This window comes from Halonotius roseus (assembly GCF_006861655.1).
GTDB lineage: Archaea > Halobacteriota > Halobacteria > Halobacteriales > Haloferacaceae > Halonotius > Halonotius roseus.
The window spans coordinates 280,530-306,676 of record NZ_SESI01000003.1 but is presented as its reverse complement, the minus strand read 5'-3'; the positions used below and the strand labels follow the sequence as shown (position 1 = coordinate 306,676).

Sequence of the window (26,147 nt, the reverse complement as noted above, 5' to 3'; positions counted from 1 at the left end):
CCGGCTCAGGCGCGGCTGATCTGCTCGGTGACGACACGGACGCCGACATCGACACCAGTCTGTCTCCGGATCTCTTCGCGGAGCGCGGCGGCTGGCGGTGGGTTCTCGCCGTAGACGCGTACCGTCACGGTGTCGGGCTGTTGGGTCAAGAGATTTGGCTCGTAGCTAAACTCCACATCGAGCAGGTTCTCGCTGGCGTCGTCGGCGATCGTCTCAACGGTGGCCTCGAACTGGGCGTTTTCGCGGGCTGCCAGCGAACTGGTCGCCAGAAACGACGTGAGAACCAGGATCGACACCCCGAAGATCAGGAGTCGCCGCCCGGTCAGCCGCCGGGCTTCCTTGGCGTCATACCAGTGGGTCGGCTTGTATCGCCGCACCCAGACGGTCACCACGCCGGCAACGTTGATCGAGAGGAGATTGACCGCCACCAGTACGCCCGCGCCGACCGCAAGCGTCGGGTCGACGTAGGCGATCCCGAGACCGACCGCCGCCGCCGGCGGCATCAACGCGACGGCGATCATGACGCCGACCAACGCCTCGTCGGCCCCGGAGGTCAGCGACAGCGCGCCGGCGATCCCCGCACCCAGCGCGATCGCCAACGAGAGCAAGCCGGGATGGGCGCGCTCGGCGACCTGCTGGATGAGAAGCAGTTCGAGATCCGGCGCGAGGACGGCCCGGTAGCCGGCCGCGAACAGCGTCGCGCTGACGACCGCGACCGCGAGGCCGATCGCCTGCGAGCGCATCCCCTCCCAGAACAGGGCGTCGTCGCTGGTGACCGTGCCGACACAGGAAGCCATCGCGGGCCCGATCAGCGGCGCGATCACCATCGAGCCGACCACGACCGCCGCGCTGTCCTGCAGGAGCCCGGCGGTGGCGACGATCGCGCTGATCAACGTCAACGCGATGTAGTTGGTGGTGCTCCGCGAGAGGTTTCGCGCCTTCGTCTGGAGCTCCTCTCTGGAGATGCGTTCGTCCTCGGCGACGCCGTTGAGCTCCTCGTCGTCCTCGTCGTCGGCCTGCTGTTGTTCGAAGCGATCGGAGACGATGGTCTCGACATCGGAGACGATCATGTAGCCGTCGCGCTCGACGCCGACATCCCGGAGCTCATCGAGGATACCCTCGACGCTGTCGACATCGGTCGGGATGTAGACGATGTCGCTGTAATCGCTCCGGGAGGTCTCGCTTGTCATCGCGTAATCGATCTCCTCGTCGTCTAAGAGATCGATGACGAGCTGGCGTTTGCCCTCCGGGACAAGCGTTTGGATCAAGCGCATGGTGGCTGGTGGGTGGTGGGTGGTAGGACGGATCGACTCGGTGCGAACACTACCGCCTGTTTTGGAGCCGAGAGTAAAACAGTCGTGGGTGTTGGTGTCGACGCCGCCTGCGGCCAGGCTGGCTCCACGTTGCTCGCGGCGCGGTCGTTTGGGAACGTTCTTACAACTGTAGTGCCGTCACTCGGGCATGTCACAATCCGCCTACGCCATCGGCCACCAACAGCCCGACACCGATACGATCATCTCGGCGATCGCCCTCGCTCGCCTGAAACAAGCCACAGGCAGCGATGTCGTTGCCGCCCGCGCCGGCGAACTCAACCCCGAAACCGAATTTGTGCTTGAGCGGTGGGACGTTGCGTCGCCGACACTGCTGGAAGACGCAACCGACGCAGAACTCTTGCTCGTCGACCACAACGAGTACAGTCAAACCGTCACGGGCGCACGCGAGGCGACGATCAGTCAGGTCATCGACCACCACCGCATCGGCGATGTGACGACCGGCGATCCGATCTCCTTCCGTGCCGAACCGGTCGGCTCGACGGCGACGATCCTCACCAGGCTCTACGATGAGGCCGGCGTCGACATCGACGCGGAGACCGCCGGACTGCTGCTCAGTGGCCTCCTCAGCGACACCGTCGTGCTCCGATCGCCGACGACGACCGACACTGACCGCGAGGTCGCCGAGCGACTGGCCGAGATCGCCGGCGTCGACTACGAGGACTACGGCAAGGAACTGTTGGCCCAAAAGAGCAAGCTCGGCGAGAAAAGCCCCCGCGAGATGGTGCTCGGGGATTTCAAGGAGTACGACATCGGCGACGACGTGTTGGGGATCGGTCAGATCGAGACCGTCGAACCCGAGACCGTCCTTGAGCAGCGCGATGCGGTCATTGAGGCGATGGACGAGGTTGTCGCCGAGCGCGGCTACGCCGTGTTGCTCGTGCTCGTGACCGACCTCCTCGAAGAGGAGTCGACGGCGTTTATCGCCGGCGACCACACCGAGGCTGTCGGCGACGCCCTCGGTGCGACGTTCACCGACCGGGAGGCGTTCCTGCCGGGCGTGATGTCCCGGAAAAAACAGGTCGTCCCGCCGGTCGAAGACGCCCTAAAATAGTCAGGTTTCGACGGGTCTACCAGCACACTAATCCGCTGTCGTCCCCGAACTAGGTTCATCTGTCCGCCCAACCGTCTGGGAGCTGTCCCGCGAGATCAATGATCCCACTCTATCACGACTTTACTGACGCAACCGTACTCGTCTTCGGCGGCGGGAGCGTCGGCGCGCGAAAGGCCGAACGGTTCGCCGCCGAGGCCGACGTGGTCGTCGTCAGCCCAACCTTCGACGACCGCTTTGAGAAGCCGGAATTCCCGACCGTCGAGCGGGTTCGGGCCGCGCCAACGCCGGCGACTGTCGACGACTGGCTCGACCGCGTCGCCCCGGCGTTAGTCGTCGCCGCCACCGATGACAGCGACCTCAACGCCACTGTCGCCGAGGCGGCCGCCGACCGCGACGTGCTCGTCAACCGCACCGATCGCGCCGGCGATCGGTCGGTCGGCAGCGTCGTCGTTCCCGCAACGATCGAGGACGACCCGGTCTCGGTCGCCATCTCGACCGGCGGGCAGAGCCCCGCACTCGCTCGGTATCTCCGAGAACAGGTCGAACGCGAGATCAGCAATGCAGGCAAAATGGCCGAGCTGACGGGTCGTCTTCGGGCCGAATTGAAGGAGACGGAGCCCCCCGAAACCCGGCGGGCGATGCTCCGTGCGGTTGTCCGCTCGCCCGCGGTTTGGAAGGCTTTACATACGGGAATCGCCAACGCTGAAAAAGAGGCAGCACGCGTAATGCAGGATCACCGCACAGGGGAGGATACATGACACCCAACGGCGTCATCACCGGCGTCCGCGTCGCCCACGATACGGCGACTGTCGACGAGATCGAAGCCGCCAGCGCGGACGATGTCCCGGCCCGGATCGCCGACCTGCTGGCGACACCGGGCGTCCGGGAGGCGTTTGCGGTTCAGACGTGCAACCGCGCGGAGGCCTACGTCGTCACCGACCGCGCCGAACAGGGCCGGGCGGCTCTCGCGGAGATCGCCGAGCCGGTTCGCTCCGGGGCGGTCGTCACGATGGCCCACGAGGAGAGTTTGCGCCATCTGATGCGGCTGGCCGCCGGACTCGAATCGCTCGTTCTCGGTGAGGATCAGATCATCGGGCAGCTAAAGGACGCTGTCGAGACCGCCCGCCGCGCCGAGGGGCTCGGGCCGATGTTAGAGGACGCGCTGATGAAGGCCGTCCACGTCGGCGAGCGCGCCCGCACCGAGACCGCGATCAACGAGGGCGTCGTCTCGCTTGGTTCGGCAGCCGTGACGCTCGCCGAACGAGAGACCGATCTCGACGGCGCGACCGCCCTCGTCATCGGTGCCGGCGAGATGGGGACGATCGCCGCCGAATCGATCGCCGACACCCCGATCGACCGGCTGTTGATCGCCAACCGAACGATCCCACACGCGACCCACATCGCCGACACCGTGTCGGTCGATGCCAGCGCGATCGGGCTGTCGGCAGCCGGGGCCGCCGCTGACCGAGCGGATGTGGTGATCGCCGCCACCGGAAGCCCGGATCACGTCCTCGCGGCCGACGAGCTTTCGCGTGCCGGCGAGACACTCTGTATCGATCTCGCCCAGCCGCGGGATATCGAGCCCGCCGCCGACGCCGAGCCCGGGGTCACGATCCACGATATCGACGCTCTGGAGGCGATCACCGCCGAGACCCACGCCCGCCGCGAGGATGCCGCCGCCGAGGTTGAGGCGATGATCGACGAGGAGTTCGATCGCCTGCTCGCGCTGTTCAAACGCAAGCGCGCCGACGAGGCGATCAGCACGATGTATGAGAGTGCCGAACGCGTCAAGGATCGGGAGGTCGGCACCGCGATGGCGAAGCTCGACGCCAACGCCGAGCTGACCGACACCCACCGCGAGGTCATCGAGTCGCTGGCGGATTCGCTGGTCAGCCAGCTTTTGGCCGCGCCGACGAAGAGTCTGCGTGAGGCCGCCGCCGAGGACGACTGGACGACGATCCAAACGGCGATGCAGCTGTTCAATCCGGAGTTCGATGGCCCGATCCCGACCGACGAGATCGACGACCCGGTCGATGACGAATCGGCCGACGCCGACACCGATGTCGACTCCGCCGCTGGCGAGAGCGACGACACGCCAGCCGGCCCGCCGGAGTCGCCCGCGGGGCTGCCTGACGGCGTCGACCCCGAGGAGATCCCCCCACACGTCCTCGAACAGCTCTCGGATAACTGACTGTCCGCTGGCATGCAGGCGAACTACGTGTTTCGGGTGACGATCCAGCTTGACCCACCAGCGGCCCGCGTCGATCCCGATCGCTTCGAGACGGTCTGTCGACTCCCAGCGGCGACGCCGGGAACCGACGGCTGGCTGTTTTTCCAGCACAATCTTTGGCGCGGCGACGTTGCCGACGCTGAACACATGCGAGCACTCCTGACGGACAAACTCGGCGTGGACGTTGTCGAGGTCAGCTTCAGCGAACTCGAAACCGACGCGGCCTACCGGGCGGCACTCGAAAACGAAATCGAGACCGATCTCTTACGGTTCAACGCCGACTCGGTCGAGGAGGTGCTCCACCAACATCTCGGCAGTTCGATCCACGTCCGGGAAAGCGAGGCGATTAGGGGCGACTAACGAGCGGGACTGAGGCGATTAGGGGCGACGAGTGATCGAGTTATCTGTCGCGTGAAACGCGCCGGAGCAGCCCCATTGACTGAGGCTTCGGCGCACGATAGCCTCGCCGTCCGAGCCCCCGGTCTATGCTGAGCTGTCGGCCAGTGCGTCCACCAGCACGCGGTTGTAATCGGGGATGTCGGCGACGACGCGGCCCCAGACGATGTTGCCGTCGCGGAACGCCGGCTCATCGACCCAGTTCGCCCCGGCGTTGATGAGGTCGTCTTTGATACCCTGCGACCCTGTCGCATCGGATCCCTCGACGATGCCGGCGGAGATCCCGACCAGTCCGGCGTGACAGATCAGCCCGATGATCTTGTCGGCCTCGTGGGCATCTCGGACAAGATCCAGAACCGACTCGTCGCGGCGGATCTTGTCGGGTGTCCAGCCGCCGGGCACCAACACCGCATCAACGGCTGCCGGGTCGACATCCGCGGCAGGAACCTCGGTTTCGGCGGTGAGCCCGCCGCTTTTGCCCGTATACTCCACGCCGGCCTCCACCCCGACGACATCGATCTGTGCGCCTTCCTCCTTCATGCGCATGTAGACGGCCCAAAATTCGAGATCCTCGAACCCCGGCCCGACCAACATGGCGATTCGTGTGTCCTCAAGTTTCATGGTAGCTCACCGGTGGGCGTCCGAGCCAGACGTGTCGAACGCACGACAGCCGTGTTCGCCTCGTCCGGCCGATACCCAACCGTACCTCGATATCGCCCTATTTCGGGATAATCTTTTGTCCCGGTTTGATTTCGGTCGCGTTCAGATAATCCAGAGAAACCGAAACCATCTCGAAAGCCCCGACTCGCTGGCGTCGGGGGGCTCGCTGCGCGCTTCGTCGCTCACTGCGTTCGCTCCTGCAGTGCTTGCGTCGCCCGCCGTCCGCCAGCGAATCGCCCCTTTCAGTCCCGCCCGACTGCGGCTGTTTGACTCGCCAACGCGGGTGGGACTGAAAGGGGCCGGCGGCTCGCCGAACCCGGACGACGCAAGCACCACAGCGAACGTAGTGAGCGAGGAGCGCAGCGAGTCCCGGGAGTCGAGCCGCCGGGGGCTTTCGAGGTGCTCTCAATCCAATCGCACTAATTTGAACAGCACCCTGAGTCCGGGCACAACACAAATATAGCTGCCCGCCGTAGCCTTGGGTCGATGGTTACCGACGAGTACGATTTCTGGCTATTCGATCTCGACGGCACGGTCATCGACGCGGAGTGGGGGTATATCCGCGATATCTTCGACCGTGTCGGCCAGCGACTCGACCGTCGGTTCACCGATCGGGAAGCCGAGATCCTCTGGCACGGCCTCGGCGGCCCGCGCAACACAACCCTCACCGAGTGGGGGATCGATCCCGATCCGTTCTGGGCTGCCTTCCGCGAGATCGAGGAACCCCAGGCGCGCGCGGAAGCGACCTATCTCCACGACGACGCCGCGGCGTTGCTCCGGACGGTCGACGACCGATCGACGCCGGTTGGCCTCGTCACCCACTGCCAGGAGTTTCTGACCGAGCCAGTCCTCCACCAGCTTGATATCGCCGACTGGTTCGACGTGGTCGTCTGCTGTACCGATGAGCTCGGCTGGAAACCGGATCCCGAGCCGGTGCGGCAGGCGATGGCGGGGTTGGGCGTCGATGACGATCACCACGGCGCGCTCGTCGGCGACGCGGCTGTGGATATCGGGGCCGCCTGGAACGCCGGCCTCGATGGGGTGCATGTCGAACGCCACGGCCACGACACCCGGGGGCGGTGTGTCCTCGGCGACTATCGCGTCAAAACACTCGACTCCTTGCTGGCCGCGCCGGCGACCGATGGCGGTGTTGCCGAATCGCCTGACGGTGTTGCCGAGGCGGCTGACGATGCGATCGATCGCGGCGACGACGCGACCGACCCGTAACGACCCCGCGCTCAGAGCCCGGTTGGGTGGCTGTGATAGCTTGTCGTGAGTCCCCACTCCTCGGCGAGTGCTTGGAGTCGCTGGACGCCGCCGGTCTCGGTCGCGTAGTGGCCCGCCAGGATGACGTTGACGCCGGCCTCCCGCGCGCGGTGGTAGACCTGCTGTTTGCCCTCGCCGGTGATGAGTGTGTCCGCGCCGACCTCGCGGGCCTCATCCAGCCAGTCCGTCCCGCTACCGGTGACGATGGCGACCTGCTCGATATTCTCGGGCCCGAAATCCAGAGCCTGCACGTCGTCAGTTTCGAGTTCGGCTTCGAGCGTCGTTGTCAACTCGTCTCGCGTCAGCGATGCCGGTGCCATTCCTTGCTGGCCGACGGTCACCGGCCCCATCGAGCCGAACGGTTCGGTGTCGGTGAGGCCGAGGTGATCGGCGAGGACGGCCGCGTTGCCGAGTTCTTGCTGGCCGTCAAGCGGGAGATGTGAGACGTAGAGTGCGATGTCGGTGTCGACCAGCGCGGCGATCCGGTCGTACTGGCGGTCGGTGACGCGTTCGATCCCGCCCCACGAGAGCCCGTGGTGGACGACGAGGGCGTCCCCACCGGCGTCGGCCGCATCGGTGATCGTCGCCTCGGCGGCGTCGACGGCGAAGGCCGCGTGGTCGATCGTGGCTTCCGGGGGGCCGACCTGTAGCCCGTTCGCGCTGGCGTCGACATCGCTGTAGGCGTCGGTGTCAAGACGGTCATCGAGTCGACTGACGAACTCGGCGAGTTCCATACCGGCCTCTCGGCGTGGGTCGGCTTGTAAGCGACGAAAGAAGAAACCGCGTTAGTCGAGGGCGACAGCGTTGACCTGGCCGACCTGGCCGGGCCGGGAGGTGACGCGGGCTTGGCCTTCGCTGGTCTCGATGATCGCGCCCTTCGTGATGATGTTTCGGCGGGCGTAGTTGACGTTCGCCGGGTTTTCGACAACATCCTCGATCTCGACCTCGGTCGTCTCGCCGCCGTCGGCGAGCTGGGCGACGTTCGTCGAGAGCGCGCGGAGCTTGTCCTCGGTGCCGCGCGAGTCGATGACCTGGAGTCGGGTGTCGCCGACGGTGGTCTCGGCGGGTTCGCGTCCGAGTTCGTGTCGCTTCTTCTTGCTGGCGTGTTTGAGCCGGCCGCCGGTGCGTTTCCGCGCCGAGCGTCCCTGATCTTTCATACCCACCAGAACCACCAGCAGCTACTTGAATCGCTCGGAACGCCCCGGAAGTCGCAACTGTTAGGTTGCCCTCGTTGTCTCCCTCATCTATGAGCCTGAAGGTCGCCGTCGCCGTTCCCTTCCGCCAGCAGGGCACCGACCGGCTGGGCGAGGGGGCCTTCGTCGTCGCGCTCTCGCTCGACAGAGAGTGGTTTTCGCCGGATCAGGCCAAGCGACTGGTCGATGTGGCGGTCGGCCGCGGCCTCCTGGAGAAAGCCGATGGCGACCTCGTGGCGACCTTCGATCTCGATGCGGTCGATATTCCATCGAACTACACGCCTGACACCGATATCCTCCGCGAACAGTCGACCTTCGAGCAGCTGTTAGATCGGATGACCGACGCTGGGATGGAAAAACAGGAGGCCGTCGCCGCCGCCAACGAAACGCAGCGACGACTCGGGATCACCCTGGAGGCGGCGGCCGTGCTTGTCGCCACCCGCGAGGGTGTCGCGGTCGACGCCGCGGCTGGCGCGGTACGGGCGGAGCTGGGTGGCGACGCCGAGTGACGGCCCCACTGGCCGCGAGGTAGTCGGTAGTGCGCCACGAGTGACACAATTTATTTACAGCGATTTGCCCTTTAGTGGCTATGACCGCGTTTGAATCCAGCGAGCAACCATCCCGGGCACTCGCGCGGCTCTCGGCGGCCGTGATCGGCGTCGATGACGGCCACATCACCTACGCGAACGCGGCCACAGAGCCGTTTCTCGCCGAGTCGGCCCAAGCGGGCCAAGGTGTCGCTATCGACGAGGCGATCGCCGACGCGAGGGCGTGGAACCTCACCGAGCGAATCGAGGCGGCCATCGACGAGGCCGCCGACCAGCGGTTTACGGCCCACAGCGAGGCAATCGACGCGCCGGTCGAGATCCGCATCTGTCCCGAGGGCGATGGTGTATCGTTGTTGGTGACGACCGAGGGTGAGACGACAGAATCGGAGGCCGACGAAACGGCGACAGCGACACGCGAACGCGTTGTCGACAGACAGGAGACCGCGTTTCGCCGACTCCAGGAGATCACCGCCAGCGACGACGAGTTCGAAACGAAGGTCGAAGCCCTGCTATCGTTCGGAGCCGAGCATATGGGCGTCGAGCAGGGGTATTTCGCCCGACTGACCGACGAGACACAGGAGATCGTCGTCAGCGCGGGTGAAAACGAACAGCTCCAAGCGGGGTCGACGGCTCCGGCCGCCGAATCCTACTGTCGACACACCGTCGCCGCCGACGAGCCGGTCGCCGTCACAGAGGCCAGCGAGGAGGGCTGGGACGACGACCCGGCCTACCAGCGGTTCGGGTTGGCCTGCTATCTCGGGGCGACGATCAGCGTCGACGGCGAGCCATACGGCACCATCTGTTTTGCCGACCGCGACCCACGAGAGACGGCGTTTACCGACAGTCACGAGACGTTTGTCGAACTGCTGGCCGGCTGGATGAGCGACGAACTCGAACAGCGCGAGCGGGAACGCCAGTACCGCCGGCTGACCGAACGGATCACCAGCGGCTACTACGCCCTCGATACCGACTGGACGATCACCTACTGGAACGATGCGATGGCCGAGCGACAGGGCGTCCCCGCCGAATCGGTCGTCGGCGAGAACCTCTGGGAGCAGTATCCCGAGATCGAAGACACTGTCATGGCCGAGACGCTGCGCAAGGCCATGGCGTCGGGGGAGCCGAGAACCTGCGAGTTCTATTACGAGGCCGGCGACTACTGGACCGAACTGCAGGTGTTTCCCGACGAGAACGGGCTGTCAGTGCTGTCGACTGATATCACCGACCGGAAGGCCGAACAGCAGAGCCTCCGCAGCCGGTACGATCTCGCTATCGACGGCGCGAACATCGGGACGTGGGACTGGGATATCGAAACCGACGAGCTACAGTTCAACGAGCAGTGGGCGACGATGCTCGGCTACGAGCAAGACGATCTCGCCTTCGAGTTCGACACATGGGAGGAACTCCTCCATCCCGACGACCGCGAGGCCACCCTCGACGCGTTGTCGACCCACGTTGCCGGCGACACCGAGACCTACGAACAGGAGTTTCGCCTCCAGACCGAAGACGGCGGCTGGCAGTGGGTGCAAGCACTCGGCCGCGTCGTCGACCGCGACGCTGACGGCGAAGCGACGCGGGCTGCCGGTATCCACATCGATATCAACGACCGCAAGCGGGCCGAAACGCGGCTCGAAGCCCAGGAGGCGATCCTCCGGCAGTTGACCGAGACGACCGACGACGTGTTCTGGCTGTTCGACGCCGAGTTCAGCGAGATCCAGTTCGTCAACAGTGCCTACGAGGACGTGTGGGGTCGCTCTATCGCCGACTTGGAGGCCGACTCGATGGATTTCGCGGCGGGCATCCACCCCGACGACCGTGGAATCGCCATGGACGCCATCGAACGCCTCCAACAGGGCGAGTCGACCGAAGCCGAGTACCGGGTCAACGCCGAGGAGGATTTCGGCCGCTGGGTGTCGGTCAAAGGCGAGCCGATCTACAACGACGGCGAGATCGTCCGGGTGGCCGGCATCGCCCGCGACATCACCGAACGGAAGGCCCGCGAGCAGGAGCTCCGGCGGAGCGAACGCCGGTTCGAAGCCGTCGTCAACGACCCACAGCTCCTCATGGCCGTTCTCGACACCGACGGCGTGATCCAGCAGGTCAACGAGAAAGCGGTCGAACTCGCGGGTGCCGACCGGGCGACACTGGAGGGTGCCCCGTTCCCCGAAACGCCGTGGTGGGACTACGACGCCGACCTCCAAGCCGATCTTCGGGGGTGGATCGACCGCGCGGTCGACGGCGAGTACGTCCACTACGAGGCTGACCACCCGGTCGGCGACGACGAATGGATCACCGCCGAGGGCTCGTTGCGCCCGGTGACTGACGGCGACGGCGAGGTTGTCGCCCTCGTCGTCTCGGCGACCGACGTGACCGCGCGCAAGCGGCGCGAAGAACAGCTCGAAATCATCAGCGAGACGACCAAGGATCTCATCACGGCGACCTCGCCCGCGGCGGTCGCCGAGCGCGTCGTCGACATCGCCGGCGCGGTGCTCGACGATCCGGTGCAGGTGATGTGGGAGTACGACGCCGAGGCCGACCGGCTGGTACCGTGGAGAGCCTCGGAGGCGGCCGACCAGCTTACGGCCGGCGACGAACTCGCCGGGATCGAGCCCGGATCGGCCGAGATGGCGGCGTTCCGCGATGGATCGCCACGGATCGTCGACGACTACGCGGCTGTCGAGGAGCCCTCTCACCCGGAGACATCGCTGTCGTCGATGCTGTTGTACCCCATCGACAGCGACGGGCTGTTGGTCGTTGCGGCCGAGGAGTCGGGCGCGTTCGGCGCGACCGACCGCAATCTGCTGTCGATGCTGGCGAGTCACGCCGCCGCAGCCTTCCAGCGGGCCGAACGCGAACAGGCACTGGAAACGTACAAAAACAAACTGGAGGAGTCAAACGAGAACCTCCAGGAGTTCGCCTACATCGCCTCCCATGACCTCAAGGAGCCGCTGCGGAGCGTCACGAGCTATCTCGACCTGTTGGAGTCCGAATATCGCGACGATCTCGATGACGACGCCCAGTTCTACATCGACCGCGCGGCGAGCAACGCCTCGCGGATGTCGTCGATGATCGACGCGCTGTTGCAGTACTCGCGGGTCGAAACCCGCGGTGAGGACTTCGAGGCCGTCGACGCCGACAGCGTGTTTGGCGAAACGCTGGAGGGACTGGCGGTGCTCAGAGACGAAACCGACGCCGAGATCGACGCTGAGTCGTTGCCAACGGTGACCGCCGACCGCAACCAACTCGGCCAACTGTTCCAGAACCTCGTCAAAAACGCGATCCAACACGGTGGCGACCCGCCGAAAATCGGGGTGTCAGTGACCGACACCGGCAACGCGTGGGAGTTCGCGGTCGCCGACAACGGGCCGGGGATCGCCGAGCAGCACCACGACCGCATTTTCGAGATCTTCCAACAGGCGACGACCGATCAGGAGGGTGGTGAGGGCGGAATCGGGCTGGCGATCTGCGAGCGGATCGCCTCTCGGCACGGCGGCGAGATTTGGGTCGAATCTGACACGACGGGGTCAACATTCAAGTTCACTATTCCCAAAGAACAGAGAGAGACTGCGGACTGATCGAGGACACACAGATGGAAACTACGCACGCCGAACCGGTCGAGATCCTGCTGGTCGAGGACGACCAAGATGACATCTTTCTGACAAAGAAAGCTTTCGAACAGCAGAACGTACTGAACAACCTCCATGTCGTCCGCGACGGCGTGGACGCGATGACGTTCCTCAGACAGGAGGACGAACACGCCGACGCGCCGCGACCGGACATCATCCTGCTGGATCTGAACCTCCCGACGATGGACGGCGACGAGGTCTTGGAAGCCATAGAGGGCGAACCCGACCTCAGAACGATCCCGGTGGTCGTGCTCACGAGCTCGGAGGCCGAAGAAGACATCGTCCGCAGCTACGAACTCAACGCCAACGCCTACCTGACGAAACCCGTCGATTTCGAGGGGTTCATGGGCGTCGTCGACAGCATCGACCAGTTTTGGATCAACTTCGTCAAAGTACCCGAAAAATGACATCCTCACAACTGACTACCGAGGGCTTAGCCGAGGTCACGGTGCTCGTCGTCGAGGACAGCGACGACGATGCCCTGTTCCTCCGAAAGAACCTCGAACAGGGCATCGAGTACGCCTTCGTCAACGACATCGAGATCGAGCGGGAGTCGTCGCTGTCGGCCGCCATCGACGCCTGCAACCAGCGGACGTTCGACGCCGTGTTCCTCGATCTCGGCCTGCCGGACTCGAACGGCATCGAGACGCTACGCCGGTTTAGTGACGCGGAGTTCGACGTGCCGATCATCGTCCAGACGGGACTCCGAGACAGGGAGACCGCACTCGAAGCGATCCGACAGGGTGCCCAAGAGTACCTCGTCAAGGGCGAAAGCGGCCCCGAAACCATCGTGAAATCGATGCGCCACGCCATCGAGCGGAGCAAGAACGAACGCCAACTTCGCCGACACCGCGATCAGATGGAATTCTTCAACAGCATCCTTCGCCACGACATGCTCAACGGCATGCAGATCATTCGTGGCAACGTCTACGGCCTCGCCGACGAACTCGACGGCGAGCCCGGCGAGAAGGCCGAGACGATCCTCGAATGGAGCGACAACATCGTCGATCTCACCGAGAAGATCAGGGATATTCTGGACACGCTGACCAGCGAGGATACGACCGAACTCCAGCGGTTCGTCGTCGACGACGTGATGGCCGATCTCGTCGCAGAGATCGAAGGCATCCGCGAGGGCGTGACCGTCACCGTCGACTGCGACGACGACGCGGCCGTCCAGGCGAACGAACTGTTCGTCGACGTGTTGCGGAACTTGCTGATCAACGCGGTCAAACACACCGAACCCGAGCCCGTCGATATCGAGGTGACGGCCGAACGCGACGGTGACACCGTCGAGATCGTCGTCGCCGACGACGGCCCCGGCGTCGATGACGCACGGAAAGAACGGATCTTCGAGCGCGGCGAAACGAGCGGGAGTGCGGGCGGCTCGGGGTTCGGCCTCTACTTCGTGGATTCGATCGTCGAGACCTACGGCGGCAGCGTCACTGTCGAGGACAACGAGCCGCAGGGCGCGCAGTTCATCCTCACGCTGCCGAACGCCCGCGCCGAAAGCGTGTTGCCGGCGGGCGATTAGCTGGCTGCATCGGTGTTTTTTGCAGCTGGTAGATCAACTATTCTGCGGCGTCGCCAGCGACCACTTCAGTATCCGAATCAGCGACAGCAGCCGCCAAATCCGTCTTCGTGAGGATGCCAACCGCGTCGCCGTCGCTGTCGGTCACTGGGAGGTGGCTGTACTCCTGCATTCGGCTGGCTGCGGCTGTCAGCGTCGTCTCCGGCGAGACGGTTTTGACGGGCGTCGTCATGTACTCGTCGACAGTCACTTCGCTGGCGGTCTCGTCGGCCGCCAGCACGTCCAGTGCGTCCGTTGAGGTGAAGATCCCGGCCGGCTGACAGCCCTCGCCGACGATCACGAGCGATTTGATATTCGCTTCTTGCATGGCGCGAGCGGCCTCATCGACCGGCGTCTCGGCAGCCAGCGTGAGCATCGGCGTTGTCATCACGTCGGTGACGGATTGCTCGGTCATGGTGAATACTACGGCCCGATCAGTATAGTGTTTCGTACAGCGGCGACGCTGACGAGACGGCTCCCGCCGATGTCAACGCGAGTGGGCGGTCGTTGCCAAACACAAACCGATTTGCGTCTGGGGCCGCGGGATCAAATATGGTACAGGAGCGACTCACCGACGGCAAACGGATCGCCCAGCTGCTGGCGAGTGAACTCACGGGCGATCAGGCCGCACTCGCCCGTGTCGTCGTCGCCGACGCCGACCCGGATGTCGAGCCGACCGCCGACGGCGCGTTCGCCTATCGGGTGGTTCACGCCGCCGACAGCGACGCCCTCACCACCGACGACCGCGGTCGACCGACGCTTGCTGCCGACTCGGGGGCCGATGGCGACGCCGAGATAACCGAGATCGCGGCCGTCTCCGTCTATCCCGAATGTGCCCGCGTTACGTTTTCTGTCGCGCCGGATCGTGCTGCCGAGGCCGCCGCCGACACGGTGATCGGGGTTCAGTCGACAGACGCAGCCGACCCCGCCAACCCCGCCGACCCCGCCGACACCAAAGTGGTGATTACGGATGGTGTCGAGGCAAAACGCGTCCTGTCGGTCTTTGAGGCCGTCGTCGACGAGCTACCGTGACCGGCGAGTGAGCGTCGACGGCTGTGCGCGTTTTGCCCCCAACCGCAGCACATACAAGATCGATGCGTCGAATCGGTACCCCAGTGGCTTGCCCACGAGTGTGAGTTATGACACGATACATTCGAACCGCCGAGGACGGTCGTATCACCGAGATCAGTGAGGAACAACCCGATGGCGACGACTGGATCGAGATCAGCGAGCTGGCGTATCTCAGCGACGCCGCACCCGACGGCCACGAGGCGATCCGGTACTACAAGCCGGAGGCCGTCGAGCCTGACGATGGCTGGGGGATCGAATCCGAAACGCTCGGGAAGGAATTCGTCGAGGCGTAGCGGCGGTGCTGTCTGTTTCGGTAGCGCGTATTCATGCGGCGAAACCGCCCGGAAGTGGATTATGGTTCCCTCGGCGTCTGCCGATGGTGGGCCGCCCCTCGGGCGTGCAGGACGACACCCGAACAAATACTGAACGGTGTATATAACTCCCGTTGTCGACGACACAAATTGCCACCGGTGGCGGTGGGTTGACACAACGACTGTCGACGCCGGGGTCGGTACTACAGCTCTCAGAAGGCGGTGAGACAGCCTGCGAGGTCGGTCGCAAGCCGATCGCGCTCGATGTAGGCATCCGCACGCGGATCCTTCTGTGGGCCGCCCTCAAACAACACCTGAATGGTGTGAAGGCCGGCAGCCTCGGCCCCGGAGATATCCTCGTCGGGTGTATCGCCGATAAAGACCGTTTCCTCGGGAGCAGTTCCAAGAGCCGTCAACAGCGCGTCGAAGGCGGCGGCGTCGGGTTTGCCGGCGGCGAGCTCGCCGGTCACCAGCGTCGTATCGAACAGCGGCTCCCACCCGAGATACTCGATCTTCGACCGCTGGGCACGAACCGGGCCGTTTGTCAGGAGGCCAACGCGATAGTCGGCACGCAGCTCTTCGAGGAGCTGTTCGGCATCCGGGATCGGCACAAGGGAGGTGGTGACAGCCTCGCGGTAGGCGGCGGCCAGCTGGGCGGGGTCGGTGTCGGTGGTGTCGCCGGCGAGCAATTCGGCAAATATCGGGGTACGGCTCTCGGTTGTGAGATGATTGCGGTGGGCTTGGATATATTCGCTGCGGGAGATCGGTGGCGCGTCAGCTTGTTCAACAGCCTCCGCCAGGAGGGTTTCCCGGTCACGGTTGGGAACGGCAAGCGTGTAATCGAGGTCGAAGGCGACCCCGCGTATCGACATAGATGACAGTTCAGGCTCCAAGGGTATGAGGCTAGCGACACCGCGGGCACCACGGTTCTTTTCACGATCGGCACCTCCGGTAGGGGTATGACACTCGATCCGATCCACGTCGATGCCATCGCTCGGCTTGCGGGATCGGTCGCCGACTCGGTTGACGACAGCGATCACGACGATTTCGCCGAGACCGTCTGGGCGGAGTGGCTCGATCCGCTGACCGACGGCCGCGGTCGAACCGTGGTCGAACCGCTCGGCGAGCAAGGCCGCGCCCGCGTCGATATCGACGACATCGCGCTGGCGGAGCGACCGTTTCCGACCGTCCACGGCATCGACTCGGGGACGATCAACCCAACCTCATTTAAAAATGGGCTCGTGCTTGATCTCGCCCACGCCGCGATGGGTGTCGCCCCATCGGATCTCTCGATCCACCGCGCCAGAACCATCGTCGCAACGGTACACACGAACGACCGAACCGCGCCGCTTGAGTCCGACTGGGTCTCCATCGACGAGGGTCACAGCCAGCGGCGTGTGATCCGCGCCCCGCAGGTCAACCGCTATGCGGAGGCCGTCGTCCACGCGCTGTCGCTGTATCTCGCTGAGGGCCACCACGCCAGAAAACACGCCCACACCGTCGAGGATCTGCTGTTGCTTGACGGCCCGCTGTACCCCAAGGAGATCCTGACGTGGCGGGATCGCAACCCCGAACTCGACGCGCTGACCTACGAGGCTCGCCCGAAGAACGTCCTCGAAAACTACGTTCGGCTTGTCGAACGCTTCGTTGAGGAGGGGACGCCGATCGCCGGCTTCGTGAAAAACCCCTCGGCCCGTGTCATTACCGGCGCGCTCGCCGACAAACCGACCGATTTCGATCCGCCGTGGCCCGACGACACCGCCTTCTTCACCCGATTGCTCGAACAGCACACAGACGACGGTGGGTCGGCGGTCGACGCCGCGCCCGGCGAGAATCGTCGCACCGATGAGCTCACAGTCACCTCGTGGTTCATCTCCCGCGGCGGGCCGGACGGCGCGATGGCCGCCGACGGCGACGCCCTCGGTGTCGACCGCAAGCTCGATCCCGACTGCTATGAGGTCACCTTCTTTGCCATCTACGATCCACGGAACGATCTCTGTTATAAGGTCGAAGCCCCCTACGCGATCACCCGCGATCCGGAGACACGCCGGCAGCTCCGGACGCAGATTCTCTCGGAGGTGGCCGCCGAGCGCGGGCCGCCCCAGGCCGTCGCCAAGGCCGACGAACTCGCCAAGATCAGCACCGCCGAGAAGGCTGCCCTCCGCCGAAAGTTTGAGGGACAACTCCACAGCGAACAGATGGAGACCTACGACGACGAGCGGTGGACGGAGGGTTAAGCGGTCGGCTCGGCGGATTCGACCTCGACATCGACGCTCTCGCTGTCGACGCCGATGCGGACGAACTGCGTGACGACGTGTTCCTTGGCCGCTTCGATGGCCTGCTCTTTGGTCTCGAAGCCGCGCGGCATCGGCGACTCGAAGGCGATGCGTATCTCCTCGCCGTCGATCTCGATCGGCGAGCCGCCGCTTTCGACCGCATAGAATGAATCACAGACCCAGACGTAGGGGGCGTCGGCGTTTGGGGTGCCCTTGTAGCTCGGTGGCTCCTCGCCGCGCTCGAAGACCGTGCCCGTGAGATCCGTCCCGCCGCCGTGACCACAGACGAGTAACATACAGCCTGCTACGGGCTCAACTGTAAAAAGCAGGCTGTCGTTATTACTTTTCTCTCTGAAACAACAGCATGTGTCCGTGGTAGTCGGTTGACAGCGATACCGTTCGGCACAACGGCTGATTTAGTAGCGGTAGCAGCGATAGCAGTGGATCAGCACTCCTCAAACCCTCGCTTTGCCTGTTTATACCGACCTGAGATATCCTGTCCCGTACTAAATTCGAATGTATCCTTCGTATGCAACCACGATAAGAGCGTGAGTTTTGTGATAACGGCTTCGCTAAGCCCGTCATCTGCCGACAATTCGGTAATCTCATCGGAGACGATCGTTTCGCCGCCGCCGTCTGTGAGATCAGACACTGTTGTGATACCTTCTGATTCGAGCATAGCAGCTGTTTTGGAATCAAACCCATGTAGGTCGGATAGCTGCGTCGTGGGTAACTCCCTGTCAGTTGTAACATCGACTGTTACCGGGGTCGAAAGCAGTTCCATGTCGCTTTCTTCGACTGTGTTGTTGGCTTCTTCGAACCGGTCGCGGGCTTGACGAAACCGGATCCGTGACAGCGTTTTTTCATCGGTTACGTAGGCTCTGATCGCTTCCTGAAAGCTTTCTTCGCCGGTGTGCAACGCCTCGTTGAGTGTCGTCTGAGATTCTAACTCTCGCTTGAGTTTATTTCGGTTCTCTCTGAGTGTTGTAACGGTCGTTTCTATCTCTGCCTCTCGATCTGGATCATCAACCTTGTCCGCGGCGGCTCGATAATATCTGAGTGCCTCTGAGAGATCGTCTATCGCATCGTCTAAGGCTATTTTATCACCTACAGTTGACATATCGACAGTGAGCGGTTCAGCCTGCGTTATCAATTGTTCCGGATTACGTTCGCTGCCTACGGGTTGTCCTGTATCTGCTGTCGTATTTGTATCACCATTTGTAGGGAGGGGATCTAAATTATAGTACAGTGGCGATAGTCCATCTAGCCGTATCGGAATAATTGAACTCCTATGAAGCAATCCAATTGGAATAAAAATAAGCGGAAGGAATAATGAGATTACCAGCCCAAGGCCAAGGGTCGTAAGGATACCACTAAAACGCATAGCTACTGATGTTCCACCACCAAATATCAGGGAAGATATGGTTGAAAATATTGCAAATATAGCAAAAATCCACCCAGATAACGAAAAAAATGTCTTATTATTCAGTCTTGGCAACATGTATCGAGACATTATTTCTGATACGGTATATATTTCGGTGTTCTTTCGCACACGTCTGTTCAACCGGAGAGTATCAAAAATTTGACTCTATGTGGCTCCGTAATTCCTGAGTCGTCTCCTCGGGTCGCTCATGCAGTACCCAGTGTGTCGCCGACGGAAACGTCACCAACCGCCCGTCATCGCAGTAGTCTAGACTCTCCTCGGCCATCGCCGACTCCAGAAATTCGTCCTGCTGTCCCCACATGATAAGCGTCGGGGCCGACACCTGCTGGCGCGGCGGCCGCGGGCGATACCGCCCCATCGCCCGATACCAGTTGATCATCGCCGTCACCGCCCCCGGCTGTGTCCACGCCGTGCGGTATCGCTGGATATCTGTCGCCGAGAACGTCCCGGAGCGACTGCTCTCGGTCAGTCCGCGCTGCAGTGCCCGACAGTTGTTGGCCGTCGAGATCGCCTCCGGCAGCATCGGCAGCTGAAACGCAAACATGTACCAGCTTTTCCGCAGTTGTGAGAGGCTGCGCCGAAGTGTCGCTTCCATCACCGTCGGGTGCGGAACGTTGACCGCGGTCAACGACTCGATCCGATCAGGGTGAGCCAGCGCGAGCCACCACGCGACGGCCGCGCCCCAGTCGTGGCCCGCGACCGCCGCCGTCTCCCGGTCGGCGGCGTCGATGAGGCTGACCACGTCAGCAGCGAGTTCCTCGATGTGGTAGCTGTCGACGCCTTCCGGCTTGTCGCTGCGGTTGTAGCCGCGCTGGTCGGGAACGATGACGCGGTAGCCGGCCGCTGCCAGCGGCTCGATCTGGCGGTGCCAGCCGTACCAGAACTCCGGAAACCCGTGGAGCAAAATCACGAGCGGCCCATCCTCGGGGCCGGCCTGTCGTGTGTGGAGGCTGATCCCGTTGGTCTCGACGACGATCGACTCGCCCGGCAGGTCGTCGGCCGATTCGTTCGGTCGACCCTCAACCGATTTGTCCGGTCGACCGTCAACCGACTCGTTTGGTCGATCGTCGGCTGTGGCGGTTGGTGCGTCCGGCGAGACAGAATCGTTCATACGATACCAACGGGCTGGAGTGCGTAATAGCTGCTGCCGGCGTGTGGTCGGCGACCGGTCTTACTCCGACGACGGCGTCAACAGCTCCTCGGCGTCGAACTTCTGTTTCTCATAGAAGCCTCGACCCTTCAACCGCGGGATGGTGTGGGTGTGGAGCGTCTCGGCGTCGAGATCGTACAACAGCGGAAAGACGTTTGTCCGGCGGTTGGCGACCGTGAACTCCTCGGTTGCAAACTCGATCAACGCCTCATCGAATCCGGCTCGCGGGTAGACGATGTAGCCAAAGAGATTCTGGAAGGAACCATCGGTCGGCGGCGAGGCCGACCCGACAAGCGTCCGGAAGGATTCGGTCGTCGTCTTCAGCGTCTCGGTGTCGAGTTCCAGATCGTCGTTGATCGTGATAAACACCTTCGTCCGGCCGATCGTCGGATCCTCGTCTTCCTTATACCACACCGGATCGAACGGGTTTGCCTCCTCGGGCGGCAGTGGGTCGTACTCGTGATCCAACACCTGTGTTTCGACGTGATCACGATACTCGTTGCTGTCCATGTGACGTACTCTGCGGGTCGTTGTATATGTTATTCGGTATCCGAGTGTGGATCACCTGACCGCCCTCTCGCCTCCCGCGGTTCAGATCACCTCCTCAGGCAGCCGCCCGCATCGACCAGACGGCCAACAGACCGAGAATCACCGCGGGGATCAGCGGCAACACCAGAAACGTCGCAAAGAAGGACAGACCGGCGGCCGCAGGCACGGCTGGTCGGAGATAGATCACGCCCGGGATCACCAGAAAACAGCCGACGACGCCGGCGACGAGCAGCCACCCCTGTCGTCCGAACCCGTCGTCGTCGGCCTCGGTTTGCGTTTCTCCCGCAGCACTGTCGGCAGCGACGCTTGCGGCGGCATCGTCGCTGTCGACGCCGCCGGGCTCGTGGACGTAGCCATCGTCGCCCGCGCTCTCACCCTCGTCGCGCTCGGAACTCACTGTGGGCTGTTCCCGCTGGCGTGGCAAAGCCCTCACGGTTCACGCGGTTCGGGCGGACGCTGACACCGCAGTCGAGCAGTTTTAAGCCGTCCGGCGGCTACGAGAGGCCATGAGCAAGCAGCAACCCCGCGAGCAGGCGGGGAAAGATCCGGAGCTGCGGAGCAACGAAGTCACCGAGGGCGTCGATCAGGCACCCTCACGCGCGATGTTCCGCGCGATGGGGTACGACGACGAGGATCTCGATTCGCCGATGGTCGGGGTCGCCAACTGCGCCGCCGACATCACGCCCTGTAACGTCCATCTCGACGACGTGGCCGAGTCGGCCTACGCGGGCGTCGACGCCGCCGGTGGGATGCCGATCGAGTTCAACACGATCACCATCTCCGATGCCATCTCGATGGGTACCGAGGGGATGAAGGCCTCGCTCATCAGCCGGGAGGTCATCGCCGACAGCGTCGAACTCGTCTCCTTCGGCGAGCGGATGGACGGCCTCGTGACGATCGGCGGCTGCGACAAGAACATGCCGGGGATGATGATGGCGATGATCCGCACCGACCTGCCGTCTGTCTTCGTCTACGGCGGCTCGATCATGCCCGGCGAGCACGACGGCCGAGAGATCACGATCCAAAACGTCTTCGAGGGCGTCGGCGCGGTCGCCCACGGCGACATGAGCGAGGACGAACTCGACGAGATGGAACGCCACGCCTGCCCAGGCGCGGGCTCCTGTGGTGGGATGTTCACCGCCAACACGATGGCCTCGATCTCGGAGACGCTCGGCCTCGCGCCGCTCGGCTCGGCCGCGGCCCCCGCCGAACACGACGAGCGGTATGAGATCGCCGAGCGATCCGGCGAGATCGCCCTCGACGTGATCGCAAACGACCGCCGTCCCTCCGACATCCTCTCGAAGAAATCCTTCGAGAACGCCATCGCCATGCAGGTCGCCACCGGCGGCTCGACCAACGCCGTCCTCCACCTGCTCGCGCTCGCGGCCGAAGCCGGGGTTGATCTCGACATCGAGGAGTTCGACGAGATCTCCCGCCGCACCCCGAAGATCGCCAACCTCCAGCCCGGCGGCACCCGCGTGATGAACGACCTCTTCGAGATCGGCGGCGTCCCGGTCGTCCTCCGCCGCCTGCTTGAGGCCGACCTCCTCCACGGCGATGCGATGACCGTCACCGGCCGCACCATCGCCGAGGAGATCGCCCACCTCGAAGACGAGGGGCGCATCCCCGACGACGACACCATCGAGGCCGACTACCTCTACCCCGTCGACGACCCCTATCAGGCGGAGGGCGCGATCAAGATCCTGACGGGCAACCTCGCGCCGGATGGCGGCGTGCTCAAGGTGACCGGCGACGACAAGTTCCACCACGAGGGCCCCGCTCGCGTCTTCGAAAACGAGGAGGACGCGATGGCCTACGTTCAAGAGGGCCACATCGAATCGGGCGACGTGCTCGTCATCCGCAACGAAGGACCGAGTGGCGGCCCCGGCATGCGAGAGATGCTCGGCGTCACCGCCGCCGTCGTCGGCGCGGGCCACGAGGACGACGTGGCCCTGCTGACCGACGGCCGGTTCTCGGGAGCGACCCGCGGCCCGATGATCGGCCACGTCGCGCCCGAAGCCGCCGATGGCGGCCCCATCGGGCTGCTCGAAGACGGCGACACCGTTACGGTCGACATCCCCGAACGCGAGCTGTCAGTCGATCTCTCTGACGACGAACTCGACGCTCGCCGCGAGGAGTGGGAGCCACGGGAGCCGAACTACACCAGCGGCGTCTTGGCAAAATACGCCCGCGACTTCGGGTCGGCCGCCGAGGGTGCGATCACGAATCCCGGACTGCTGGACGACTGAGAGCCGATCAGGTGTTTTCGCTGCCGAACTGCTCGCGGGCGGTTTCGGCGTCCATCGTCCGTCCGTCGTCGATATCGACCTCGGCTTGTAGCAGCGCGATCAACTCGTCGCGATCGAAGGTGGGATTCTCCGCAGCGTCCCGCAGCGTGTAGCGAATGAATTCGCTGCGGCTGTTGAAGCCGCGTCCCTGCCACGTCTCGTCTATCGTATCGAGAAACGACTGTGTCGTCTTGAAGTTCACCGTGACGACCTCGTCGTCCTCATCAGTAGCTGCTTCGGACATACGTGAGTAATACGTGCGTCTTACCAAAATCGTTTGGGCGGGGCGTTCCCCGGGCTGTACGCGTCAAACTACCACTCAGCGAACGAATCGCGCTTCTGACTCAATTCGTAGTAGTCGCGCTGCATCGATCCGATGGCCGTCGTCAACGACTCGCCGTCAGCAAGCTCCTCGCGGACACGCGCTTTCTTCCACTGACTTGGTGTCGTTTCCTGATCCCAGCGCGCCCGGATCGGCGCGATCCGGTCGGTCGCGTCGCCCTCGCTCAACCCCTGCTCGCGGAGGCCGCGCTCGGCGAGGTCGAACACCTCCTCGTAGATGGCGTCGTGGTCGGTCGTCGCCTCGCCGTCAGCAGTCACCCAATGCAACTCGGCGTCGAGGCCGTTGTCGACGGCGTTGTAGAAGCTTTCGCGGGCGTCGGCCCATGGCAGTTCCGTCAGCGGGTGATCGGCGGCGACGATTCCCCGCAGCAGGCCGACGACCAGCCAGTGGAGCGCGAGGATGTCGTCGACGGTTGGCTGGGTCGGCAGCGGGCGGTACTCGATACGGAGCGCGCCCGCCGTTGTGAGATCGGGTTCGTCCTCACCGCTGGCGTCGCCGCCGACGATCCCCCGCACCCACCGCCAGTAGGTGCCGTACTTGTGGCGGAACTCCCAGTAGGGATCGCCCTCGTCGTCGCCGTTGGCCTCCCATTCCTGGAGAAACGGCCCGCACGTCCAGTCGTCGACAACGCGGTCGATGATGTCGGTTGCCGCGTCGATATCCGCGGGACAGCCGGCCTTTGGGTAGCCGGCACTGTTGACAGTGGCCTCGAAGACCGGTACCCGGAGCTCGTGTGGCGTCGCTTCGACCAGTCGCTCGGGATCGTTGATCACGCCGTCGGCATCGAGATCGTAGAGATCCCCCGGCAGGAACGGCGAGTTCGTCGCCAACGCCAACACCGGCCCGAGCGTCCGGATAGCAGCGTTGAAATACGTCGGAAACGCCGACGCCTCAGTGATCTGGAGATGTGGCTGGATCGAGGTCGTCAGCGACTCGACGAGGATCGTCGGAAACGATGCGTCCGTGCCGGGGACGGCCAGCGGGATCGAGCCATCGGCGTGGTCGACGAGCGCGTTGTCGATGGCGTGGTATCGCGGCTTCGGCTGCATGTTGTCGGCGACGATGATCCCCTCGGCCTCGGTGATCGCGCCGAGATACGCCTGACTCCCTTCGTTCGGTGGGATCGTCCACATCCCGTCGGTGATGATTCGACAGTCGGCGTCGACGGCGGCCGCCTCGGCTCGGAGGTCATCGACGGCTGTTTGCAGTTCGGTGGCCTGTGCGGCGACGCCCTCAGGATCGAAGGGGTGTGGCGTGCTGTTGAGTTCGACGTTGTGTCGGCCGATCTCGCGGGTGCGACCCGGAGCCCCAAACAGCGTGTCGGGCAGCGTTGTCAGTCGCCCCGCACCATCGACGGCGTAACACTCCACCTCAAGGCCGACCGCAAACCCCGCGCCGTCGAAGTCGCCATCGCGGATCGCCGTCCGGAGCGCGGCCGCCTGCTCGGCCACCCGACGGTCGAACGTCTCGCGGGTGTCGGCGGCGAGTGCGCGTCGAACCGTCGCCCGGTCGTCCATACTCGGTGGTTCGTGGCTCCCCTGTTAGGTGTTTGGTCGCCGCTCCGCGCACGTCGTTGTCGTGCTGTCGTACACTGCTGCCAACAGCAGGATCGCGATCACCGCGTCGAGGCCGTGTTCGAGTAGGTGGTGGCTGCCGGCCGACAGCAGCCAGCGAACAGTCAGCAGGCCGACGACTGACCGGGAGAGCAACGCCGCCAGGGTCGCGCTCACGAGCAGATGTCGGCGGCTCCGGCGACGGTACGTGACCACCAGACTCAGCCCAAACAGCACGGTCGTCACCCCCGCGGCGGCGAGCAACAGCCACGACAGCGGCCCCTCGCTGCCAGCGATATGCAACGGCGGTACCGACGACACCGACGACCCCGACGAAGGCGGCACACCCACCGGTATCCAGCCCATTAGCGGATCGTACCCTCGCCGCGTTCAAATCGGTTGTGGCTGGATCATGAAACTCCGATGCGTGCTCACCCGCCCTGTTCTCACTCAGTGGGAAGCGATCTGGTATACTTGTAGTCGTGTCAAATAGGGTGTTGTGAGGCGAACACAGCCATGACAACCACGCGGGAGCAGATCAAAACCCACGTCACCGAGCACCCCGGCGTCCACTTCAACGAGATCGGCCGGGCCCTCGATATCGCAACCGGACAGACGCAGTATCACCTTCGCCGGCTGATACACGATGACGTGATCGACTCTCGGTCGCTTGTGGGACGCACCCATTACTACCCCGCCGGCTTCGAACCCTGGGAGCAACGTGCCCTCGCACTGCTGCGCCGGGAGACCGCCCGCGAGATCCTGTTGACACTGCTGGAAACCGGCACGCAATCCGCCCCGGCACTCACCGACGAGATCGGCATCGCTCGCAGCACGCTCTCGTGGCATCTCTCGAATCTGGCCGACGCCGACCTGATCAACACCGAGACCGTCGACGGCGAGGTTCGAGTCACCCCGCGCCGCCCGGAGCGACTTGCCGACCTTGCTCGGACGGTGTCGCCGTCGCTCCCGAATCGGTTTGTCGATCGGTTCGAACGGTTTGTCGACGACGCCCTGGTCGGCTGACTACTCGTGGGTAAAAAGGAACGCCCGATCGTCGTCGCTGACGGAGACACAGAGATCCATCACCTCATCCAGCGAGAGGCTGCTTTCGGCGTCTTTTGAGGCGATGAGGTAATCGAAGGGTTCCTCACAGACGGGACAGGCGATGGCGGTCGTGTTCTGGTAGGTGGCGATCATCTCGTTGTCCCGCCGCGGCGTGAGGTAGTTGACGAGTTCGGTCAGCGGTTCGTCGGACGGATCGTCTGGATCGGCGGGCTCACTGTCCATG

Annotated in this window: 29 protein-coding genes; 14 read left to right on the top strand and 15 right to left on the bottom strand. The window is 64.0% G+C overall.

The annotated features are described in order from the left end of the window. Window positions 1-5 precede the first annotated feature (5 nt). Window positions 6-1,274, bottom strand: coding sequence for a TIGR00341 family protein (locus EWF95_RS11610; protein WP_142444238.1), 1,269 nt, complete (start codon window positions 1,272-1,274; stop codon window positions 6-8). Window positions 1,275-1,461: 187 nt separating this feature from the next. On the opposite strand from EWF95_RS11610, the gene EWF95_RS11605 reads away from it, so the two are divergent. From EWF95_RS11605 to lwrS, 4 genes are all read left to right on the top strand, one after another. Further along, window positions 1,462-2,385 (top strand): manganese-dependent inorganic pyrophosphatase, encoded by a 924-nt coding sequence (locus EWF95_RS11605; RefSeq protein ID WP_142444237.1) that lies wholly within the window; start codon window positions 1,462-1,464, stop codon window positions 2,383-2,385. Between the two features lie 98 nt (window positions 2,386-2,483). Next, window positions 2,484-3,143 (top strand): precorrin-2 dehydrogenase/sirohydrochlorin ferrochelatase family protein, encoded by a 660-nt coding sequence (locus tag EWF95_RS11600; protein ID WP_142444236.1) that lies wholly within the window; start codon window positions 2,484-2,486, stop codon window positions 3,141-3,143. Beyond that, window positions 3,140-4,576: a glutamyl-tRNA reductase gene (hemA, locus tag EWF95_RS11595; RefSeq protein ID WP_142444235.1), complete on the top strand. Its 1,437-nt coding sequence runs from the start codon at window positions 3,140-3,142 to the stop codon at window positions 4,574-4,576. Before EWF95_RS11600 ends, hemA begins: the two co-directional genes overlap by 4 nt. A gap of 12 nt (window positions 4,577-4,588) precedes the next feature. Next, window positions 4,589-4,975, top strand: a complete 387-nt coding sequence (gene lwrS, locus EWF95_RS11590; protein WP_142444234.1) for an LWR-salt protein — start codon at window positions 4,589-4,591, stop codon at window positions 4,973-4,975. A gap of 123 nt (window positions 4,976-5,098) precedes the next feature. Here lwrS and EWF95_RS11585 read toward each other — a convergent pair whose 3' ends face one another. Then, complete coding sequence (locus EWF95_RS11585; RefSeq protein ID WP_142444233.1) at window positions 5,099-5,632, bottom strand: type 1 glutamine amidotransferase domain-containing protein; 534 nt, start codon at window positions 5,630-5,632, stop codon at window positions 5,099-5,101. A 525-nt stretch (window positions 5,633-6,157) separates the two neighbouring features. Between EWF95_RS11585 and EWF95_RS11575 the strand changes: the two genes are divergently transcribed. Beyond that, window positions 6,158-6,898 (top strand): HAD family hydrolase, encoded by a 741-nt coding sequence (locus EWF95_RS11575; RefSeq protein WP_142444231.1) that lies wholly within the window; start codon window positions 6,158-6,160, stop codon window positions 6,896-6,898. Between the two features lie 11 nt (window positions 6,899-6,909). On the opposite strand, the gene EWF95_RS11570 is transcribed toward EWF95_RS11575, so the two are convergent. Then, entirely contained in the window at window positions 6,910-7,671 is a 762-nt protein-coding gene (locus tag EWF95_RS11570; protein ID WP_142444230.1) for a Nif3-like dinuclear metal center hexameric protein, read from the bottom strand. Between the two features lie 51 nt (window positions 7,672-7,722). Continuing rightward, on the bottom strand, window positions 7,723-8,094 hold the full coding sequence (locus tag EWF95_RS11565) for a 30S ribosomal protein S8e (protein WP_142444229.1): 372 nt from the start codon (window positions 8,092-8,094) through the stop codon (window positions 7,723-7,725). A gap of 89 nt (window positions 8,095-8,183) precedes the next feature. Between EWF95_RS11565 and EWF95_RS11560 the strand changes: the two genes are divergently transcribed. The 4 genes from EWF95_RS11560 to EWF95_RS11545 all read left to right on the top strand — a co-directional run bounded on the left by EWF95_RS11560 (window position 8,184) and on the right by EWF95_RS11545 (window position 13,835). Next, window positions 8,184-8,639: a DUF2240 family protein gene (locus EWF95_RS11560; RefSeq protein ID WP_142444228.1), complete on the top strand. Its 456-nt coding sequence runs from the start codon at window positions 8,184-8,186 to the stop codon at window positions 8,637-8,639. Window positions 8,640-8,719: 80 nt separating this feature from the next. Continuing rightward, window positions 8,720-12,253, top strand: coding sequence for a PAS domain S-box protein (locus tag EWF95_RS11555; RefSeq protein ID WP_142444227.1), 3,534 nt, complete (start codon window positions 8,720-8,722; stop codon window positions 12,251-12,253). 14 nt (window positions 12,254-12,267) lie between these two features. Beyond that, window positions 12,268-12,711: a response regulator gene (locus EWF95_RS11550; protein WP_142444226.1), complete on the top strand. Its 444-nt coding sequence runs from the start codon at window positions 12,268-12,270 to the stop codon at window positions 12,709-12,711. After that, a complete protein-coding gene (locus tag EWF95_RS11545) occupies window positions 12,708-13,835 on the top strand; it encodes a hybrid sensor histidine kinase/response regulator (RefSeq protein WP_142444225.1) in 1,128 nt (375 codons plus the stop codon). The genes EWF95_RS11550 and EWF95_RS11545 overlap by 4 nt, the downstream gene beginning before the upstream one ends. Window positions 13,836-13,872: 37 nt before the next feature. Here EWF95_RS11545 and EWF95_RS11540 read toward each other — a convergent pair whose 3' ends face one another. After that, complete coding sequence (locus tag EWF95_RS11540) at window positions 13,873-14,286, bottom strand: CBS domain-containing protein (RefSeq protein WP_142444224.1); 414 nt, start codon at window positions 14,284-14,286, stop codon at window positions 13,873-13,875. Between the two features lie 137 nt (window positions 14,287-14,423). On the opposite strand from EWF95_RS11540, the gene EWF95_RS11535 reads away from it, so the two are divergent. Continuing rightward, window positions 14,424-14,903, top strand: coding sequence for a hypothetical protein (locus EWF95_RS11535; RefSeq protein ID WP_142444223.1), 480 nt, complete (start codon window positions 14,424-14,426; stop codon window positions 14,901-14,903). Between the two features lie 107 nt (window positions 14,904-15,010). Further along, on the top strand, window positions 15,011-15,235 hold the full coding sequence (locus tag EWF95_RS11530; RefSeq protein ID WP_142444222.1) for a hypothetical protein: 225 nt from the start codon (window positions 15,011-15,013) through the stop codon (window positions 15,233-15,235). Between the two features lie 230 nt (window positions 15,236-15,465). Here the strand turns inward: EWF95_RS11530 and EWF95_RS11525 are convergent, their stop codons facing one another. After that, on the bottom strand, window positions 15,466-16,125 hold the full coding sequence (locus EWF95_RS11525; RefSeq protein ID WP_142444221.1) for an HAD family hydrolase: 660 nt from the start codon (window positions 16,123-16,125) through the stop codon (window positions 15,466-15,468). An 87-nt stretch (window positions 16,126-16,212) separates the two neighbouring features. Here EWF95_RS11525 and EWF95_RS11520 point away from each other — a divergent pair, with 87 nt between their 5' ends. Further along, window positions 16,213-17,490 carry a DNA double-strand break repair nuclease NurA gene (locus EWF95_RS11520; RefSeq protein WP_142444220.1) on the top strand — a complete coding sequence of 426 codons (1,278 nt, stop codon included), beginning with the start codon at window positions 16,213-16,215 and terminating at the stop codon, window positions 17,488-17,490. Here EWF95_RS11520 and EWF95_RS11515 read toward each other — a convergent pair. The 5 genes from EWF95_RS11515 to EWF95_RS11495 all read right to left on the bottom strand — a co-directional run bounded on the left by EWF95_RS11515 (window position 17,487) and on the right by EWF95_RS11495 (window position 21,069). After that, window positions 17,487-17,825 (bottom strand): DUF7113 family protein, encoded by a 339-nt coding sequence (locus EWF95_RS11515; protein WP_142444219.1) that lies wholly within the window; start codon window positions 17,823-17,825, stop codon window positions 17,487-17,489. The genes EWF95_RS11520 and EWF95_RS11515 overlap by 4 nt on opposite strands. Before the next feature lie 149 nt (window positions 17,826-17,974). After that, complete coding sequence (locus EWF95_RS11510; protein ID WP_142444218.1) at window positions 17,975-19,081, bottom strand: hypothetical protein; 1,107 nt, start codon at window positions 19,079-19,081, stop codon at window positions 17,975-17,977. A gap of 22 nt (window positions 19,082-19,103) precedes the next feature. Further along, window positions 19,104-20,084 (bottom strand): alpha/beta fold hydrolase, encoded by a 981-nt coding sequence (locus EWF95_RS11505; protein ID WP_142444217.1) that lies wholly within the window; start codon window positions 20,082-20,084, stop codon window positions 19,104-19,106. A gap of 60 nt (window positions 20,085-20,144) precedes the next feature. Further along, complete coding sequence (locus tag EWF95_RS11500) at window positions 20,145-20,633, bottom strand: hypothetical protein (protein WP_142444216.1); 489 nt, start codon at window positions 20,631-20,633, stop codon at window positions 20,145-20,147. A gap of 94 nt (window positions 20,634-20,727) precedes the next feature. Continuing rightward, window positions 20,728-21,069, bottom strand: a complete 342-nt coding sequence (locus EWF95_RS11495) for a hypothetical protein (RefSeq protein ID WP_142444215.1) — start codon at window positions 21,067-21,069, stop codon at window positions 20,728-20,730. Window positions 21,070-21,178: 109 nt separating this feature from the next. Here EWF95_RS11495 and ilvD point away from each other — a divergent pair, with 109 nt between their 5' ends. Next, a complete protein-coding gene (ilvD, locus tag EWF95_RS11490; RefSeq protein WP_142444214.1) occupies window positions 21,179-22,921 on the top strand; it encodes a dihydroxy-acid dehydratase in 1,743 nt (580 codons plus the stop codon). 7 nt (window positions 22,922-22,928) lie between these two features. Here the strand turns inward: ilvD and EWF95_RS11485 are convergent, their stop codons facing one another. The 3 genes from EWF95_RS11485 to EWF95_RS11475 form a co-directional block, all read right to left on the bottom strand. After that, window positions 22,929-23,204 carry a ribbon-helix-helix domain-containing protein gene (locus EWF95_RS11485; protein WP_142444213.1) on the bottom strand — a complete coding sequence of 92 codons (276 nt, stop codon included), beginning with the start codon at window positions 23,202-23,204 and terminating at the stop codon, window positions 22,929-22,931. A gap of 68 nt (window positions 23,205-23,272) precedes the next feature. Next, window positions 23,273-24,820, bottom strand: a complete 1,548-nt coding sequence (locus EWF95_RS11480) for a hypothetical protein (RefSeq protein ID WP_142444212.1) — start codon at window positions 24,818-24,820, stop codon at window positions 23,273-23,275. Between the two features lie 24 nt (window positions 24,821-24,844). After that, the gene (locus EWF95_RS11475) at window positions 24,845-25,222 is read right to left on the bottom strand and encodes a DUF7471 family protein (RefSeq protein ID WP_221886655.1); all 378 of its coding nucleotides are present in this window, start codon (window positions 25,220-25,222) and stop codon (window positions 24,845-24,847) included. Between the two features lie 150 nt (window positions 25,223-25,372). Here EWF95_RS11475 and EWF95_RS11470 point away from each other — a divergent pair, with 150 nt between their 5' ends. After that, window positions 25,373-25,882: a winged helix-turn-helix transcriptional regulator gene (locus EWF95_RS11470; protein WP_142444211.1), complete on the top strand. Its 510-nt coding sequence runs from the start codon at window positions 25,373-25,375 to the stop codon at window positions 25,880-25,882. On the opposite strand, the gene EWF95_RS11465 is transcribed toward EWF95_RS11470, so the two are convergent. Continuing rightward, a complete protein-coding gene (locus EWF95_RS11465; RefSeq protein ID WP_142444210.1) occupies window positions 25,883-26,146 on the bottom strand; it encodes a DUF7385 family protein in 264 nt (87 codons plus the stop codon). It abuts the gene before it with no gap. Between the last annotated feature and the right edge of the window lies 1 nt (window position 26,147).